15 protein-coding genes and 1 pseudogene are annotated in these 13,399 nt (G+C 60.1%); 9 read left to right on the plus strand and 7 right to left on the minus strand.

The window, feature by feature from the left end; genetic code table 11:
• Positions 1-126 precede the first annotated feature (126 nt).
• Together EWH12_RS23005 and EWH12_RS20275 are read right to left on the minus strand one after the other, a co-directional pair.
• Positions 127-240, minus strand: a pseudogene (locus EWH12_RS23005) (IS6 family transposase); the annotation flags it as partial.
• Positions 241-382: 142 nt separating this feature from the next.
• Positions 383-1,486, minus strand: coding sequence for a glycosyltransferase family 2 protein (locus tag EWH12_RS20275; RefSeq protein ID WP_207212453.1), 1,104 nt, complete (start codon positions 1,484-1,486; stop codon positions 383-385).
• A 372-nt stretch (positions 1,487-1,858) separates the two neighbouring features.
• Between EWH12_RS20275 and EWH12_RS20280 the strand changes: the two genes are divergently transcribed.
• Together EWH12_RS20280 and EWH12_RS20285 are read left to right on the plus strand one after the other, a co-directional pair.
• Positions 1,859-3,172 (plus strand): lipopolysaccharide biosynthesis protein, encoded by a 1,314-nt coding sequence (locus tag EWH12_RS20280; RefSeq protein ID WP_129927640.1) that lies wholly within the window; start codon positions 1,859-1,861, stop codon positions 3,170-3,172.
• Positions 3,169-4,353 carry a hypothetical protein gene (locus EWH12_RS20285; protein ID WP_129927641.1) on the plus strand — a complete coding sequence of 395 codons (1,185 nt, stop codon included), beginning with the start codon at positions 3,169-3,171 and terminating at the stop codon, positions 4,351-4,353. The genes EWH12_RS20280 and EWH12_RS20285 overlap by 4 nt, the downstream gene beginning before the upstream one ends.
• A gap of 146 nt (positions 4,354-4,499) precedes the next feature.
• On the opposite strand, the gene EWH12_RS20295 is transcribed toward EWH12_RS20285, so the two are convergent.
• Positions 4,500-5,264 carry an IS6-like element IS6100 family transposase gene (locus EWH12_RS20295; RefSeq protein ID WP_001389365.1) on the minus strand — a complete coding sequence of 255 codons (765 nt, stop codon included), beginning with the start codon at positions 5,262-5,264 and terminating at the stop codon, positions 4,500-4,502.
• A 591-nt stretch (positions 5,265-5,855) separates the two neighbouring features.
• Between EWH12_RS20295 and EWH12_RS20305 the strand changes: the two genes are divergently transcribed.
• Both EWH12_RS20305 and EWH12_RS20310 read left to right on the plus strand, forming a co-directional pair.
• Positions 5,856-6,116, plus strand: coding sequence for a hypothetical protein (locus EWH12_RS20305; RefSeq protein ID WP_021320008.1), 261 nt, complete (start codon positions 5,856-5,858; stop codon positions 6,114-6,116).
• Between the two features lie 57 nt (positions 6,117-6,173).
• Positions 6,174-7,163, plus strand: coding sequence for an alpha/beta hydrolase-fold protein (locus EWH12_RS20310; RefSeq protein ID WP_207212454.1), 990 nt, complete (start codon positions 6,174-6,176; stop codon positions 7,161-7,163).
• 143 nt (positions 7,164-7,306) lie between these two features.
• Here the strand turns inward: EWH12_RS20310 and EWH12_RS20315 are convergent, their stop codons facing one another.
• The 3 genes from EWH12_RS20315 to mobQ form a co-directional block, all read right to left on the minus strand.
• Positions 7,307-7,615 (minus strand): HigA family addiction module antitoxin, encoded by a 309-nt coding sequence (locus EWH12_RS20315; RefSeq protein ID WP_047167717.1) that lies wholly within the window; start codon positions 7,613-7,615, stop codon positions 7,307-7,309.
• 120 nt (positions 7,616-7,735) lie between these two features.
• Positions 7,736-8,128 carry a type II toxin-antitoxin system RelE/ParE family toxin gene (locus tag EWH12_RS20320; RefSeq protein ID WP_231635459.1) on the minus strand — a complete coding sequence of 131 codons (393 nt, stop codon included), beginning with the start codon at positions 8,126-8,128 and terminating at the stop codon, positions 7,736-7,738.
• Complete coding sequence (mobQ, locus tag EWH12_RS20325; RefSeq protein WP_047167716.1) at positions 8,091-9,155, minus strand: MobQ family relaxase; 1,065 nt, start codon at positions 9,153-9,155, stop codon at positions 8,091-8,093. The genes EWH12_RS20320 and mobQ overlap by 38 nt, the downstream gene beginning before the upstream one ends.
• A gap of 224 nt (positions 9,156-9,379) precedes the next feature.
• Between mobQ and EWH12_RS20330 the strand changes: the two genes are divergently transcribed.
• From EWH12_RS20330 to EWH12_RS20350, 5 genes are all read left to right on the plus strand, one after another.
• Positions 9,380-9,649, plus strand: coding sequence for a hypothetical protein (locus EWH12_RS20330; RefSeq protein ID WP_047167715.1), 270 nt, complete (start codon positions 9,380-9,382; stop codon positions 9,647-9,649).
• Complete coding sequence (locus tag EWH12_RS20335; RefSeq protein WP_053000203.1) at positions 9,649-10,542, plus strand: hypothetical protein; 894 nt, start codon at positions 9,649-9,651, stop codon at positions 10,540-10,542. Before EWH12_RS20330 ends, EWH12_RS20335 begins: the two co-directional genes overlap by 1 nt.
• Positions 10,539-10,835, plus strand: coding sequence for a hypothetical protein (locus tag EWH12_RS20340; RefSeq protein WP_047167714.1), 297 nt, complete (start codon positions 10,539-10,541; stop codon positions 10,833-10,835). The genes EWH12_RS20335 and EWH12_RS20340 overlap by 4 nt, the downstream gene beginning before the upstream one ends.
• 385 nt (positions 10,836-11,220) lie before the next feature.
• Positions 11,221-12,327, plus strand: coding sequence for a replication initiation protein (locus EWH12_RS20345; protein ID WP_047167713.1), 1,107 nt, complete (start codon positions 11,221-11,223; stop codon positions 12,325-12,327).
• A gap of 77 nt (positions 12,328-12,404) precedes the next feature.
• A complete protein-coding gene (locus EWH12_RS20350) occupies positions 12,405-12,845 on the plus strand; it encodes a recombinase (RefSeq protein WP_082370061.1) in 441 nt (146 codons plus the stop codon).
• Positions 12,846-12,871: 26 nt separating this feature from the next.
• Here the strand turns inward: EWH12_RS20350 and EWH12_RS20355 are convergent, their stop codons facing one another.
• Complete coding sequence (locus EWH12_RS20355; RefSeq protein WP_207212455.1) at positions 12,872-13,267, minus strand: hypothetical protein; 396 nt, start codon at positions 13,265-13,267, stop codon at positions 12,872-12,874.
• Positions 13,268-13,399 lie beyond the last annotated feature (132 nt).

The raw sequence follows: 13,399 nt of genomic DNA on the forward strand, positions 1-13,399 counted from the left end.
TGGGACCGCATCAATCTCACCGGCGATTATATCTGGTCCGAGAGCCTCGACCTCGATGCCGATGGCCTCATGCCGCTGCTCATCAAGCCGCTACCGTGAATCTGTGTCCGAATAATGTACAGAGGCCAAGTCCTCGACATTCCGCAGCGACAGCGGAAACCGCACATACATCATCACCACCAGGCGGATCACCTCAGGTGACGAATTGAAGTAACGGAAAGGATTGGGTCGCAGGCTCATCAGCCACCAATACCAGCCCCCTGTCTCGCCTGCCAATTTCCTCTGACAATGCCTCAAAGGCGCGATCCGCGCCCATTCCTCACCGGTCAAATCACACGGATAAGGCTTCGCCGTGCCATCAATCGAAGGCTGGCGAAATCCCTCAAGTCCGATTTTCCGAACGGCCTCTTAACGTGCGCGAAGCCGCAGCGAAAAGGCACAGCTTCAGGATCACCCATCGACCGACGTTCCGCCGCCGCAAATGCTCCCGAGTCAGGCATGAAAATGTCATGGGAGAGCAATCATCCATCATATCGCGATATCGGGCGATCTTGCTGGAAATGATATTCCAATCGTCACGAAACAGTCTGGCACTCAAGAGGCGGTAGGAAATTTTAGTAAACTCTTTCCCGCAGAAATTTGACACTGCATAAAGCGTATCATCATCTATATTTGAAATTTTATTGGTCAATGACTTTGAGAATCCCATCAAAGCGAAGGCAAGATCGTCATTTTTCTTGTCATCAAATTTTCCGCGGGTTCTCGAGACAATTCCCGTAATGCTGTCAGATCGAACTCTGTAAACAACCCAAGGCTCCGCAGCATAGTAAAAGCTGCTCGCCTTCAGAAACAACCAGGGTGTGGTTGCAGCATCCTCAAAGCACCTTCCAATAGGAAATCTCAAATCATCCGACCATAATTCACGACGCGATATCTTTGACCAGGTATGCATGCGACGGCTTTCGAAGATGCCCCGCACCAATATCTCGCGATCATCCTGAAAAACTCCGGATTTACCGGAAAATGACGCATAATCTTTGCCCATCTTGCGATAGTCACACATCACAATGTCGGGTGAACAGTTGTCAAGAATGCCACGTAGGCTCTTTATCGCGCCCGGGAATATTTCATCGTCTGAATCGACAAACCATACATATTCACCTGTCGCGGCTTCCACCATCGTGTTGCGCGCGGCGCTGAGGCCACGGTTCTCGGGGTGACGCAAAAGCCCGATGCGCCCATCATACTCCCTGCAAATCTCTTCGCAGAGCTGGAACGAGCCATCAGTCGAAGCATCGTCAAGCAAGATAATCTCAACACCATCCCCATCAATCTGATTGATAATGGGGACAACGCATTCGCGGAGATAAGGTAATACGTTATATACCGGAATGAGGATGCTAAGCCACTTGTCCGACGATTGGGCAACGTGAATGTCACGTTTTTCACGCGCGCGCGATGAACACTCAGCCTGCTGCAAAACCACTACCTTCGTCCAAAATCCGCGCGCGCAAGAGGTGCTGATAGATCCCCTGTCACCGCAATTCAAATCCGCAGTCCAACGCAAATCCGCAGCCCGCAAGCCCCAATCGCCCCCCTCGAAGAAGTCATTGGCAAGAGGCGTGAATCTTATCCGCCACTCGCTGAGTGGGCAGGATCGACCATCAGCCAACCCCGGCGACTCGATGGAGGCCGGCCAGTCTCAGAGGGCCTCGCTCTCGCCGCGTCAGGAACGCTGGATTTCCGCGCCCGCCAATTGGGGTGCACAAGCGCCCGGAAATGGATATGGGGTCTTTTGATGGAACCCCAACCCAGCCTCGGCGCGCGCTGCTGCTTCGCCTGTTGAGAGAGAAGCGGCATGGCAAAGAACGCCGACAAAAAACCCTTTGCCCGCATTCTTAAGCACCTGAAGTGGATCGCCACCGGCAAGGGATATGGCGCGGTCCTCAGCCTCGTTTATCTGGCGATTATCACGCGATCGCTGGGTCCGGCCCAATATGGCGCCTTCTCGCTGATCCTCAGCACCACGATGACCCTGCAATTGGTGCTCGGATTCAATGTCTGGCAGGTGCTGGTCAAATATGGGCATGAGCATATCCAGAGCAAGGATTTCGATGCCCTTGCCTGCCTGATCCGCTTTTGCACAATAATCGACCTGCTGACCGCATCGCTCGGGATCCTTGTCGTGGCGTTGATCCTCTGGCTGGGCAGCGACGCACTGGGCATGACGGGCGATCTTGCGTGGCAGACATTCGGCTATGCGGTGGTCATATTGCTCTCCATCCGCAATGTCCCGCGCGGCATGTTGAGGCTGCAGTGCGAATTCAAGCTGTCCTTCATGGCCGAGTCCGTGGTGCCAACGGTCAAATTCGCGGGATCACTGCTGGCCGTGCTGATCCATCCGTCGGTTTCGACGTTCCTCTGGACATGGGCGGCCGGGGAACTGGCAAGCACCCTGGTATTCTGGGTCGTGGCGCGGCGGAAATTTCGCCACCAATTCGGACGTCCACAAGGCCGCCGCTGGTATCGGGCGTGGCGCGAAAATGATGGGCTGCCATCGCTGTTGGTCGCGACCAACATCGGCGAAACCGCTTATGCTGCGGGACAGCAATTGCCCGTCCTGCTGATCGGCTTTTTCGCGGGCACGGCCGAAGCCGGGCTTTACCGTCTGGCGCATCAACTGACGCAAACCCTGTCGGTAATCGCCGGGTTCATCAATCTGGCCAGCTACACCGAAATGGCCTACCTTCACGCCAAGGACGGGCTGCAAAAAATCAAACCCCTGTTTATCAGGATCGTGCTGATTTCCCTGGGGACGGCGGCCGTGCTGCTGCCGGTGATCATATTTCTCGGCAAACCGCTGCTTTTGCTGATGTCAGGCCCGCAGTTTCTCGGTGCATACCCCTTCCTGCTGGTGCTGGGCCTTGCCGCAGCGATGCAGATTGTCAGCGTGACCAGCGAATCCCTGCTAATGGCGGCCGGGCGTTCCAAAACGCTGATCGCCATCCGATTGATCGGGACCGCGGTGTTGCTGGCGATGTTGTTCGTCCTGCTGAACGGTTTCGGCGCCATTGGCGCGGCTTGGGCGAGGGCGCTGACCGAAGCGATCAGCCTGGGCCTGATCCTGGGGGCCTGCTACCTCATTCTGCGCAAGGTTAAACCCGCTTCATGACGAAACGCATTCTGTTCCTGTTCAATCATGACGCGGCCCATCAGGCTGCCCATATCGCCGGGATTGCAGGCCATCTGGCTCAGAATGCGCCTTCGATTCAGGTCGTAGTCGCGTGCGGCACACAGGCCATCCAACGGACCGTCGCCTCGATCATCCCGGCGACGGCGCACGCCAATATCGAATGGGTGCAACTGCAAGTTCCCAGGTCGGCCGCCCGCTGGCTGGAACCGCTCAACAGCGTCGCCCCGATGATGCGGCTTGCCCGGCTGCATTATAATCTGGACCTGTTCGCCAGTGTCGATCTGCTCGTATCGACCGAGCGCACCTGCCTGCGGATCAAGCACCGCCTTGGCGAACGCGGCCCGCTTTTTGCTTATGTTCCGCATGGATCAGGCGACCGCAACGTCGCCTATCACCCGGATCTCGCGCATTTCGATCTGCTGCTGCTGAGCGGACCCAAGCTGGTCGACGAAATGGTGCGTCACGGCATCACCAGCGCCGAAAAATGCCGCGTTATCGGCTATCCGAAATTCGACACGATCGATCCGGCCCTGCGCAAGCGTTTCTTTGCGAATGACCTGCCGGTCTTTCTCTATAATCCCCACTTCGACCCGCATTTGTCATCCTGGTACAGCATGGGCAATTCGGTGCTGGACTATTTCTATCGCAATCAGGACCGGTTCAACCTGATCGTTGCCCCGCACGTCATGCTGTTCCGAAAGAAAATCCACTATTCTCTGGAATATCGCACGCTGAAGGTGCGGCCGGAAATCGATGAGCGTTATCGCAGCGCATCCAATATCATAATCGATCTCGACAGCCCAAACCTGTTCGACATGAGCTACACCATGGCTGCCGACGCCTATATTGGCGACGTCAGCAGTCAGGTATATGAATTCTTGCTGCATCGCGGCGCCTGCTACTTTCTTGATCCGCTCGGCCGGCCTGCGACGGGGCCGGCAGAACGGTATGAATTCTGGCGCAATGGCGAAGTGTCGTACGGCTCGGCCGAACTCGCGACGCGCGTTCCGCTATGGCAGGAAAGCGCCGCCAGCCATTTGGCTGAGCAAGACAGGCTCTTTGCCTATACAATGGATTACCAGCCGGGACGCAGCGCGAGCGAACGCGGCGCCGAGGCTCTGGCTATCTATCTGGGCGAACGTCTCGCAGCAGCACGCTGAGGCCAAAATCCGTCCCGGAATGAAGACGCCGGAAATGAAGCCACCGAAGGGAGCTGTCAGTCAGAGGGCATAGCGTGGAAAGTACGCCAGACGGCTCTGTTGCAAAGATTGGCGGCAGTCAGAGGTAGGCTGTCGCTCTGCGCCGATCAGGCGGCTGCTGCGAAATGGTGGTTGAGCATGCCCATGGCCTCCGTCAGCGCCGAGGGCCCAATGCCAAAAGCTCTCTCCACAAGGCGCACCTCGCCCCTGATGCCGGGCTGCAGGCACCAGGGGCGAGCCTGTCCTTTGCGCAGGGCTCGCATGACTTCGAATCCCTTGATCGTGGCATAGGCCGTGGGGATCGATTTGAAACCGCGCACCGGCTTGATCAGTATCTTGAGCTTTCCGTGATCGGCCTCGATCACGTTATTGAGATACTTCACCTGCCGGTGGGCCGTCTCCCGGTCCAGCTTTCCTTCGCGCTTCAATTCGGTGATCGCTGCACCATAGCTCGGCGCTTTGTCGGTATTGAGCGTGGCAGGCTTTTCCCAGTGCTTCAGGCCTCGCAGGGCCTTGCCCAGGAACCGCTTCGCTGCCTTGGCGCTGCGGGTCGGCGACAGGTAGAAATCGATCGTGTCGCCCCGCTTGTCGACTGCCCGGTACAGGTAGGTCCACTTGCCCCGCACCTTGACGTAGGTTTCATCCAGGCGCCAGCTCGGATCAAAGCCACGCCGCCAGAACCAGCGCAGCCGCTTCTCCATCTCCGGGGCGTAGCACTGGACCCAGCGATAGATCGTCGTATGGTCGACCGAAATGCCGCGTTCCGCCAGCATTTCCTCAAGGTCGCGATAGCTGATCGGATAGCGACAATACCAGCGCACCGCCCACAGGATCACATCACCCTGGAAATGGCGCCACTTGAAATCCGTCATCGTTCCGTCCGTCCAATCTCCGCCAAGCATGCTCAAGCTTCACGATTTTTGCAACAGAGCCTATTTTAATATTATTATTATTCTACAGATCTCCAAATGCATATTAATAGCATCTTTATTTCATATATAATCTTTATTATGAACGATTTCATGTTTCATCCACGTATACTAACTAAAATTGCACGATGCACACCATAGGAGTGGAGTCTCCGCCGGTTCTGCCGAATCACCCCCTACCTGTAGGCGCTTGCAATCGTAGCGGCGTCTGCTCGCAAACGGAGCGATTTTCTGCTCACCCTTTCTGCCACTGGCGCATGGCCTCGTGCTCGAATTATCTGCCAGTGTGCTCGCCATCATCCGGCGCTGCTTGCAAACGGGGCGTCGTGCTCACACTCCCTGCCAGTGGGTTCTCCAAACCCGTCGCCGGCAGACGCTTTTGCGAAGCGGGTTTCCAGAACAGTTTTGACACGCGGCGGGCCGCAGAAATGCGTTGCGGTCATGGCCCGCCGGCAGGATCGTCAGAAAGGAAGGTTTTCGCGAACAGGGCCAGCGCATAATAGGCGATGACACCACGCAAGCGGAAAGGGTGCGATGACCAAAACCGAAATGCTGGAGACGATGAAACGCCTCGACGCCCATGCGAATGCCCTGCTGCTGATCGGTGCTTCCGATATCGATCTGCTCGGCGGCATGTTCGACGTGATGCCGGACTTCAAGGCGCTGCTCGATGCCGGATACGGCGAAGAGATCGAGAGAAACGCCGGTCGCTTCCCCGGCCTGCACCGCTACGCCGTCATGCTCTCAAATATCGCCGAAGGGATCGCGGACGGCTCCATCCGGGTGCCACGCTGACGCCACTCCCGCTGGCAGATAATGTGAGCAGGCGACCATGACTGCGAGCAGCGCCGGATGATGGCGAGCACATTGGCAATTAGCGTGAGCAGACTGCTCCGCCCATTGTCAGATAATCCGAGCAGAAAATCGCTCCGTTTGCGAGCAGACGCCGCTACGATTGCAAGCGCCTACACCTATCGATACTGGCTCGTGGCGGCGCTCATTGCCGCCCTGATCTACTACGCATGGGGCGAGGTCACTCGAACCCGGGGCGCTCAAAAGGTGTCGTTCCGCCCGGCGGCGGAAGCGTGCGATGCGTCCGGGTCGCTCCGCTACTGCGTCTATCGCGATCGGCGGGGGACGAACGGCGATGTCGTCTATCATATGCATGGCCGCAACCTCGACGAGCGCATCTGGAACGACGACACCTATCTCACCGCGCTAATTCAGTCGGAATGGCAGCGCCGCCCCGAGCTGCCGCCCACAGTCGTGACCGTATCCTATGGTTCGACTTGGTTGCTAACCCCGAAAGGGGAGACACCCGACAGCGGACTGCTGGATGATCTGATGGCCCGTCTGCCAGCGATTGAGGGGAAAATCGGGCGTCCGCGTCGTCGTCTCTTGATGGGAGAGTCGATGGGGGGCCTCAACGTCCTGGTCGCTGGCCTGTCCTATCCGTCGCGGTTCGCCAAGGTCGCGGCGCTATGCCCCGGCGTATATTCGACCTCGCCGTTCGCATCACTGTCCACGATCCGCGCAACGATGCAGCGCACGGGTGCGAACCCCAAGATCATCTTCGGCGTATGGATGATGGCGCGGAAATATGCGGCGAACGATGCCGAGTGGCAGCGCGTCTCGCCGCTCGCCCTGATCGAGCGGGCGGGTCCGGCCTATCCGGCGCTCTACCTGTCGAACGGCCTGTATGACGTCTATGGAAATTTCGAGGGCACGCAGCGGCTTGCCGACATAGCGCGCAAGCGCGGCGTCAAGACGGAGTGGCACCCGCTCTATGGCGGGCACTGCGCTACGGACGCGTCCTCTCTCGCGGCGTTCCTGTCGTCCTGACGCTTTCCCGAAAGGGAAGGGCGTATGAGAAAGCCCGCCTCGCTGTCGGCGTAAAGCGGGCGGCGAGGCGGGCTTTTCCCAGAATTTGTTCCCAATTCACTTTTCCCGAAATGGCTCGACCTCGACGGGAAATCGAGAAAGGATCAGGCGGCTTCCAAGGTCGGGATACGCGCGATGATATCGGCATCCTTCACGGCCTGCACGCGCAGGTCGTAATTGCGCTGCATGTTGACCCACATTTCGGGCGTGGTTCCGGTAAGCTTGCCGATCCGAAGCGCCATAGTCGGGGTGACATCCTGCTTCTCGGCGATGATATCGTAGAGGGTCTGCCGCGATACCTCGATCAGCCTGGCGATCTCCGCCTTGGGCTTGTTGAGCGCGGGCAGAATGTCCTCCCGCAGCAGCTCACCGGGGTGCATCGGGGCAAGGCCGGATACGAGCTGGTTCATCATCTGTCTCCTGTCCGGGCCGATCCCAGATCATCATGCGTCTCTGTATAAGCTCTATATGTAAACTAAAGCCTTACATGTCAAGCATTGGCTGACAGATTTTTAGGAGGGGCTTGCCCCTCCTCAATGATAATCCTCGATATTCACGTCGATCGCATTGCCGTCATCCCAAGCCCATGTGACCCGGTAATTGCCGCTGGCATCGACTGCATATCGTTTGGGCTTGGTGCTCAACCCATGAAAGCGAAAGCCCGGAACATTCATGTCCTCGGGCTTCGTGGCAGCATCTAGCGTGAGCAGGATGCGGCGAACGCGGTTGTGGTTCTGGACGGGAAGTTTTGAGCCATCTCCCTTGGTGGCGAAGGCTTCGAGCGCCTTGCTGGTGTATGTTTTAATCATAGACACATTGTAAGGCATTTCCTGACATTTGTCAAGTATTACCTTACACTCTGCCGAAAACGATTCTTCGGCGGCGACCCTACCGCCCGAACCCGATATCCGGCCCGTCACGTCCACGCTGACGGTCTAGCTCCTGCTCTCGCTGCCGATCCCGCCCACGCTGCCCCGATTGGTCCAGCTCAATCGCCGGCACCTGGTCGCGCTGGGGTGACTGGTCGAGCGCCGGCACCGCCCCGAACCCGCCCTCGCTGCTGGTCTGTAGCCCCGATCGCATCGCCCGCGCTGCGCCCTGGACCAAGCTGGACATGCCCTGCATCGCTAGATCGGCACGCTCGCGGAGTTGGTGGGACCACTCCCGTATCCGCTCCTGACCACGCTCGATGTAGAAGCCCAGCCCCCGCTTCTCCATGATCGCCTCGTTCATCTGCCCGCGCGGGGTAACGGCGTGCGGCTCCTTGCCGGCCGCGATCTGCTCGGCCGACGCGCGCCGCTCGATCGCGGCCGACGCATGGCCCATCTTCACGGTCGGTTCGATATCCAGCCCCTGACGCTCGTAACTGCGGTGATCGACCCGCTCGGCTACCTGGGCGTGTTCCAGCGCGCTGTTGACCATCCCGGCCCACCGCTCGCGGATCGCCTCCACCTCCACCGAGGCCGTCGAGCGCACGTCGAGCTGGCGCGTCTTCGCCCCCAGCCCGTCCGCCTCCGCTACCCGCGTCGTCGTCATGACGTGGGCATGGTGGTTACGATCGTCGCCGTAATCATGCGGGGCGTGGATCGCGGCATCCACTGCCACCCCGTAGCGGTTGCGGATATCCTCCGCGAAAGCACGCACCAGGTCGCGGCGCTGGCCGGCGTCCAGCTCGGCCGGCAACCCCAGCTCATATTCTCGCGCGACCTTGGCGTCCTTGCGCTTCTCCGCCGCCTCGGCCGCGTTCCACAGCGCGGAGCGGTCCTGCGCCCACTCCGCGCCTTCCGGGGCGACGATGAACGCGTCCTCGACGCCGCCCCGCCGCGTGTAGTCGTGCACCAGGCCGTCGCGCTCGTTTTCGAGACAAGCGCCGGTCCGGTACGCCGCAGCCGCGACCGCGCTGCGCCCGGTCGAGCGCGACACCGATTTCACCGCCAGATGGTAGATCGCCATCGTCGCGCCTGCCTTCTCCAACGTGGTCCAGCGGCGTTGCGCTGGTCGGGGTGTGGGGCGGAGGCCCCGCTGTCGCATCGCGACATGGGTGCAGGGTATCCCTGCCGCACGCATTACGCAGTAATGCTAAAGTGCGCCCTTGTCTCCTATCGTCGTCTCGGGTGGTTTCGTTTGTTGGTTTGAGCTATGCTCGCTTTGTTATCGTGCTTTCACGCGGAGAAGGTATGGCGGCACCAACACCCGAAGCCATCGAACAGGCTCGCAAACGGGTCAACCAGGCCAAGGCCCGTCTCGACGCGCTCAATGCCCGTGTCGCTGCCGAGGGCCGTCGTCTCGATACCCGCCGCAAGATCATCCTGGGCGGACTGCTCATCGACGCCGCCAGCAAGGACAAGCGGTTCGCCGGCATCGTCTCCGAACTGACCCACCGCATCAGCCGGGATCAGGATCGCAAACCGTTCGAGGGATGGACGCTGCCCGGGGAGGATCGCTGATGGACCGCGACCGCGACGACGACCCCCGTCGCCTGCTCGAACAGGCCCGCCAGCTCAACGAGCGGGAACGCGGAAAGGGAATGGCTCGTGGCGGGAGCCGAACCGATGCCCCGGCCGGCAGGTTCGATCCCGCCGAGTTCGACACGCCCCCCGATCCGCCACCCTCTGCCGCCGGTCGCGCGCGCGATGTCGCCGACGCCGCCCAGGCGCACAGTTTCTTCTCCCACCTCGACACCAACATCCAGCGCGTCCTCGCCGGCTTTGGTACCCTGCGCGATCTGGTGGCCGATGTGCGCGCCAGCCTTGCCGATGCCGCCGCCAGGGACGCACAGCGCGCCGAGGACGAGGAAGCCCGTGACAAGGTCATAGCGGCCCGCCTGGTCGATCCTGCCGCCCTGGAGGCCCGTGCAGAGGCTGGCGCGCGTCGTGGAGCCACGGACGGCCTTGCCGGGGCGGGAGAGGCCCTGCGACGTCGGATCGACGCTGACACGGCCGCGCACGCCGCCCTGGCCGATCGTCTTGCGGCTGATGCCGCCGATCGCCGCGCCCATGAGCAGCGCCGGCGCCGGTGGGACAGGTGGTGGAACGGCGCGCTCGCCGGCTTCGCCCTGCTGGTGCCGATTGCCGGGGGTTACGGCTACTACCTGGGTAACGGGGCCGGCGAGGCGCAAGGCTATGCCCGCGCCCGTGATGAAACGGCTGCGGCGAGCTGGGCCAACACCGTCAACGGTAAGCTCGCCCGCCGCATCGATCAGGCAAGCGAACAGACCATCCCCGCCATTGCCGCCTGTCCCAAGGATCACGGTTGGAAGCGAGAGAAGCGCGACGGGGTATACTGGTGCTTCGGCGCGAACCCTGATGCCAAATCCTACACCGGGTGGCTGCTGCCATGAACCTAGATGATCGCACCCGCACCTGGCAGCTCATCATGACCGGACATGATCTCCGGCGCGTCACGCTCGATACCCAGGCGGACATGGCGCGGCTGCTCGACCTCGATCCCTCAATCTCGCACCTGACGCTGGAAATCGGCGGGGATCGCGTCCACGTCGCCCGCGACTGGCCCAGCGACCAGTACGAGGAGGCCGATCGCCTGATCGATCGCATCGCCGCCTCCGGCGTGTCTGCGATCGTTGTCCACGAGCGCGACGGCAAACCCCCTCGCCGCGTGACGACCGGCGAATGATGGCACGATGCCTTCGCCCCGACTCCTTCCTCGCCAAGCCTGCGGCCGGTAGGCCGCCCCTGTGACGGCGTAGCCGGCACGCATCATCGGTGCATCGGCCGAAGGCCGATTCCGCTTGTCATCATGCAACGCCAGCCTCGCGCGTGCGCGATGATTCTAGATTCTATTGATTCTATGATTCAGGGGTTGCTTGTCTGTTGATTCATATAGGAAAAATGGCCTGACCTACGACAAATGGGGTGCTCAGTTACGACAAATGGGGTGAGCACCTACGACAAATGGGGTGCTCAGTTACGACGGATCGGGTGCCCCGTGAGGAATGGGGTAACTGTGCGATCTATGACATTGACGTTGATCTTATGTCGTAACTGGCTAAGCTCATGCTGTGCTCGACGACCTTCCTATCGGCCGCACGATGAAGGCGGCTTCCACGATCTCGGTTCGTGACGGTCATGCCATCGTCAAAGCTGGCGAGTTCATCGAAGCACGGTTCGGCGCGGGTACGTCACCCTCTTTGGCGGCCCGCAAGACCCTAGCCCTTCTAATCGCCAAAGCTGCCGGTGAAGCGTGGCGACCGGGATCACATGTCATCGCCAAGCGCGATCTGCGAGGCACCCACAACGCCAATGATCGGATCCAGGACACCCTCGATGAGCTGATGGATGTGAAGTTCCAAATGCCTTCGACCTCGGCGCAAGGGCGTGCGGCGACGCTCACCGCTGCCCTGCTTGCCTGGACGCTCAACGAACATGCCGAAGACGGCCGGGCCACCGTCGAGTGGGAGTTCACGGCACCGGCTAGGGCAATCCTACAGGGGAGCGATTACTACGCTCGCCTCAACCGGGCGGCTCTGCTCGCCTTCCGGTCGAAGTATGCGATCACCCTCTATGAGATGGGTTGCCTGCTGGCTGGACGGCGTAGCCCCACATGGTCCGGAACGGTCGATGAGCTGCGGGAGCGGCTTGGCGCACCCTCTAATTCGATGCCCAACTTCTCCGACTTCCGGCGTCTGGTGCTGACACCTGGCAAAGCCGAAATCGATCAGCTCGCTGCCTTCACGATGGACTGGTCGGAAAAGCGCGGGGCGCGGGGCAAGATCACCCACGTCACCCTGACCTTCACCCCTAAAGACGACGACGCCACTGACGCCGCGGCCGATGAGGCAGGACGCCATAGCAGCGGCCGAAAGGCCCGCCGGGAAGGGACGACAGAAACCATCGTCGACACCGCCAGCCTCATCGCCTCGGCGGCTTCTCGGCTATCGGTTTCGGACACCCTACGCTGGCCGGCCGACGATCAGGTGGACGAGTTCAAGACCCCGGAGCTTCATGCAATCGGAATGGCCCTAGGCGGTGGTCACTCCGTACAGCGCCTAGCGGATCAGTATGCTCGCGTCCGCCCCGAACAGCGCCGTAAATTGGTAGGGGATGCCCTCAAGGCAGATTGGACGAAATGGGTTACGGGGTGTGCCACCAAGTGGGGCAGAGTCTGACCATTTCGCCACCTGACCGTTTCTGCTAACAGTTAGCGGATCACGTTTTGAAACGATCCGCAACAGGGACGGATAAAATGGCTTACACCCTCGGAGAAGCCGCAAAGGCGACAGGTATTAGCAAGGCTTCCATATCGCGAGCCATCAATAGTGGTCGAATTTCTGCGACAAAGAAGGATGACGGTTCTTTCTCGATTGAGCCAGTCGAACTGCACCGGGTGTATCCTCCCAAGTCAGCCGCACCAGTAACCGAAACACCATTTGAAACGCTACGCAACGGCAATGCTGACACCCGTAACGGGTCAGATTCCAATGTATTACAGGCTCGTCTTGATGCTGCCTTGGAACAGTTGCGCGATCGGGACGGCACGATCGACGACCTTCGTCGTCGCCTCGATCAATCGGATGAGGAACGGCGTGAGGCTCAAGCCCGAGTGATCGGACTGCTGGCCGGACCCGGCCCCACGGAATCCAAGAGGGGGTTTTTCGGTCGTCTATTTGGCCGTCCTGACGAATGACCGCGATCACATCCATCAAATGAGATTTACACCCCCATTTTGAGGTCGAGCTTGATCGTATCGCCGGGCATGCCGGTCAGAACGGCGATCTTCTCGCGGGCGAAAGCCAGCACATCCGCAACGGTATTGAGCGGCGGACCTGCGTCAGCCGGGATGGCCTCTTCAGGCTCCGGCGCGGCTTCGTCAGCCATCTTCCGCACGTCCTTGGAAACCGTGCCCTCCAGTTCATCGATGCTGAAGTTCGCGATGCGTGGGTATTCCTCCGCGATCCCGTGGCCGACCTGGCTGATTACCGCATCGTCTCCCTTATCGAGCATTACCCACATGCCGTAGTTATTGCGGACGGTGTGGCCGTTCTCGATCCGCGCAGCATAGGACGCATCGAACCGCTTCTTCACCTCGTCGGCAGGGAAGAGATACACATCTAGGCCTCTGTGCATTGTAGGGACACGGATTCACGGTAGGCATCGACGTCAGGGGTAGCGAACTATTTGCGCAGGTTCTCGATGCCAAGTTCGCGCCATATCCAAGTGAAGTCGTAGGTGGCCATCGGG

This window comes from Sphingobium cupriresistens (genome assembly GCF_004152865.1).
Taxonomy (GTDB): Bacteria; Pseudomonadota; Alphaproteobacteria; order Sphingomonadales; family Sphingomonadaceae; genus Sphingobium; species Sphingobium cupriresistens.

Bases quoted from the DNA above. Each gene is read 5' to 3' on its own strand.
- EWH12_RS20280 (WP_129927640.1), top strand. From the start codon at position 1,859: ATGGCAAAGAACGCCGACAAAAAACCCTTTGCCCGCATTCTTAAGCAC.
- EWH12_RS20285 (WP_129927641.1), top strand. From the start codon at position 3,169: ATGACGAAACGCATTCTGTTCCTGTTCAATCATGACGCGGCCCATCAG.
- EWH12_RS20295 (WP_001389365.1), bottom strand. From the start codon at position 5,264: ATGACGGATTTCAAGTGGCGCCATTTCCAGGGTGATGTGATCCTGTGG.
- EWH12_RS20305 (WP_021320008.1), top strand. From the start codon at position 5,856: ATGACCAAAACCGAAATGCTGGAGACGATGAAACGCCTCGACGCCCAT.
- EWH12_RS20310 (WP_207212454.1), top strand. From the start codon at position 6,174: ATGATGGCGAGCACATTGGCAATTAGCGTGAGCAGACTGCTCCGCCCA.
- EWH12_RS20315 (WP_047167717.1), bottom strand. From the start codon at position 7,615: ATGATGAACCAGCTCGTATCCGGCCTTGCCCCGATGCACCCCGGTGAG.
- mobQ (WP_047167716.1), bottom strand. From the start codon at position 9,155: ATGGCGATCTACCATCTGGCGGTGAAATCGGTGTCGCGCTCGACCGGG.
- EWH12_RS20330 (WP_047167715.1), top strand. From the start codon at position 9,380: ATGGCGGCACCAACACCCGAAGCCATCGAACAGGCTCGCAAACGGGTC.
- EWH12_RS20335 (WP_053000203.1), top strand. From the start codon at position 9,649: ATGGACCGCGACCGCGACGACGACCCCCGTCGCCTGCTCGAACAGGCC.
- EWH12_RS20340 (WP_047167714.1), top strand. From the start codon at position 10,539: ATGAACCTAGATGATCGCACCCGCACCTGGCAGCTCATCATGACCGGA.
- EWH12_RS20350 (WP_082370061.1), top strand. From the start codon at position 12,405: ATGGCTTACACCCTCGGAGAAGCCGCAAAGGCGACAGGTATTAGCAAG.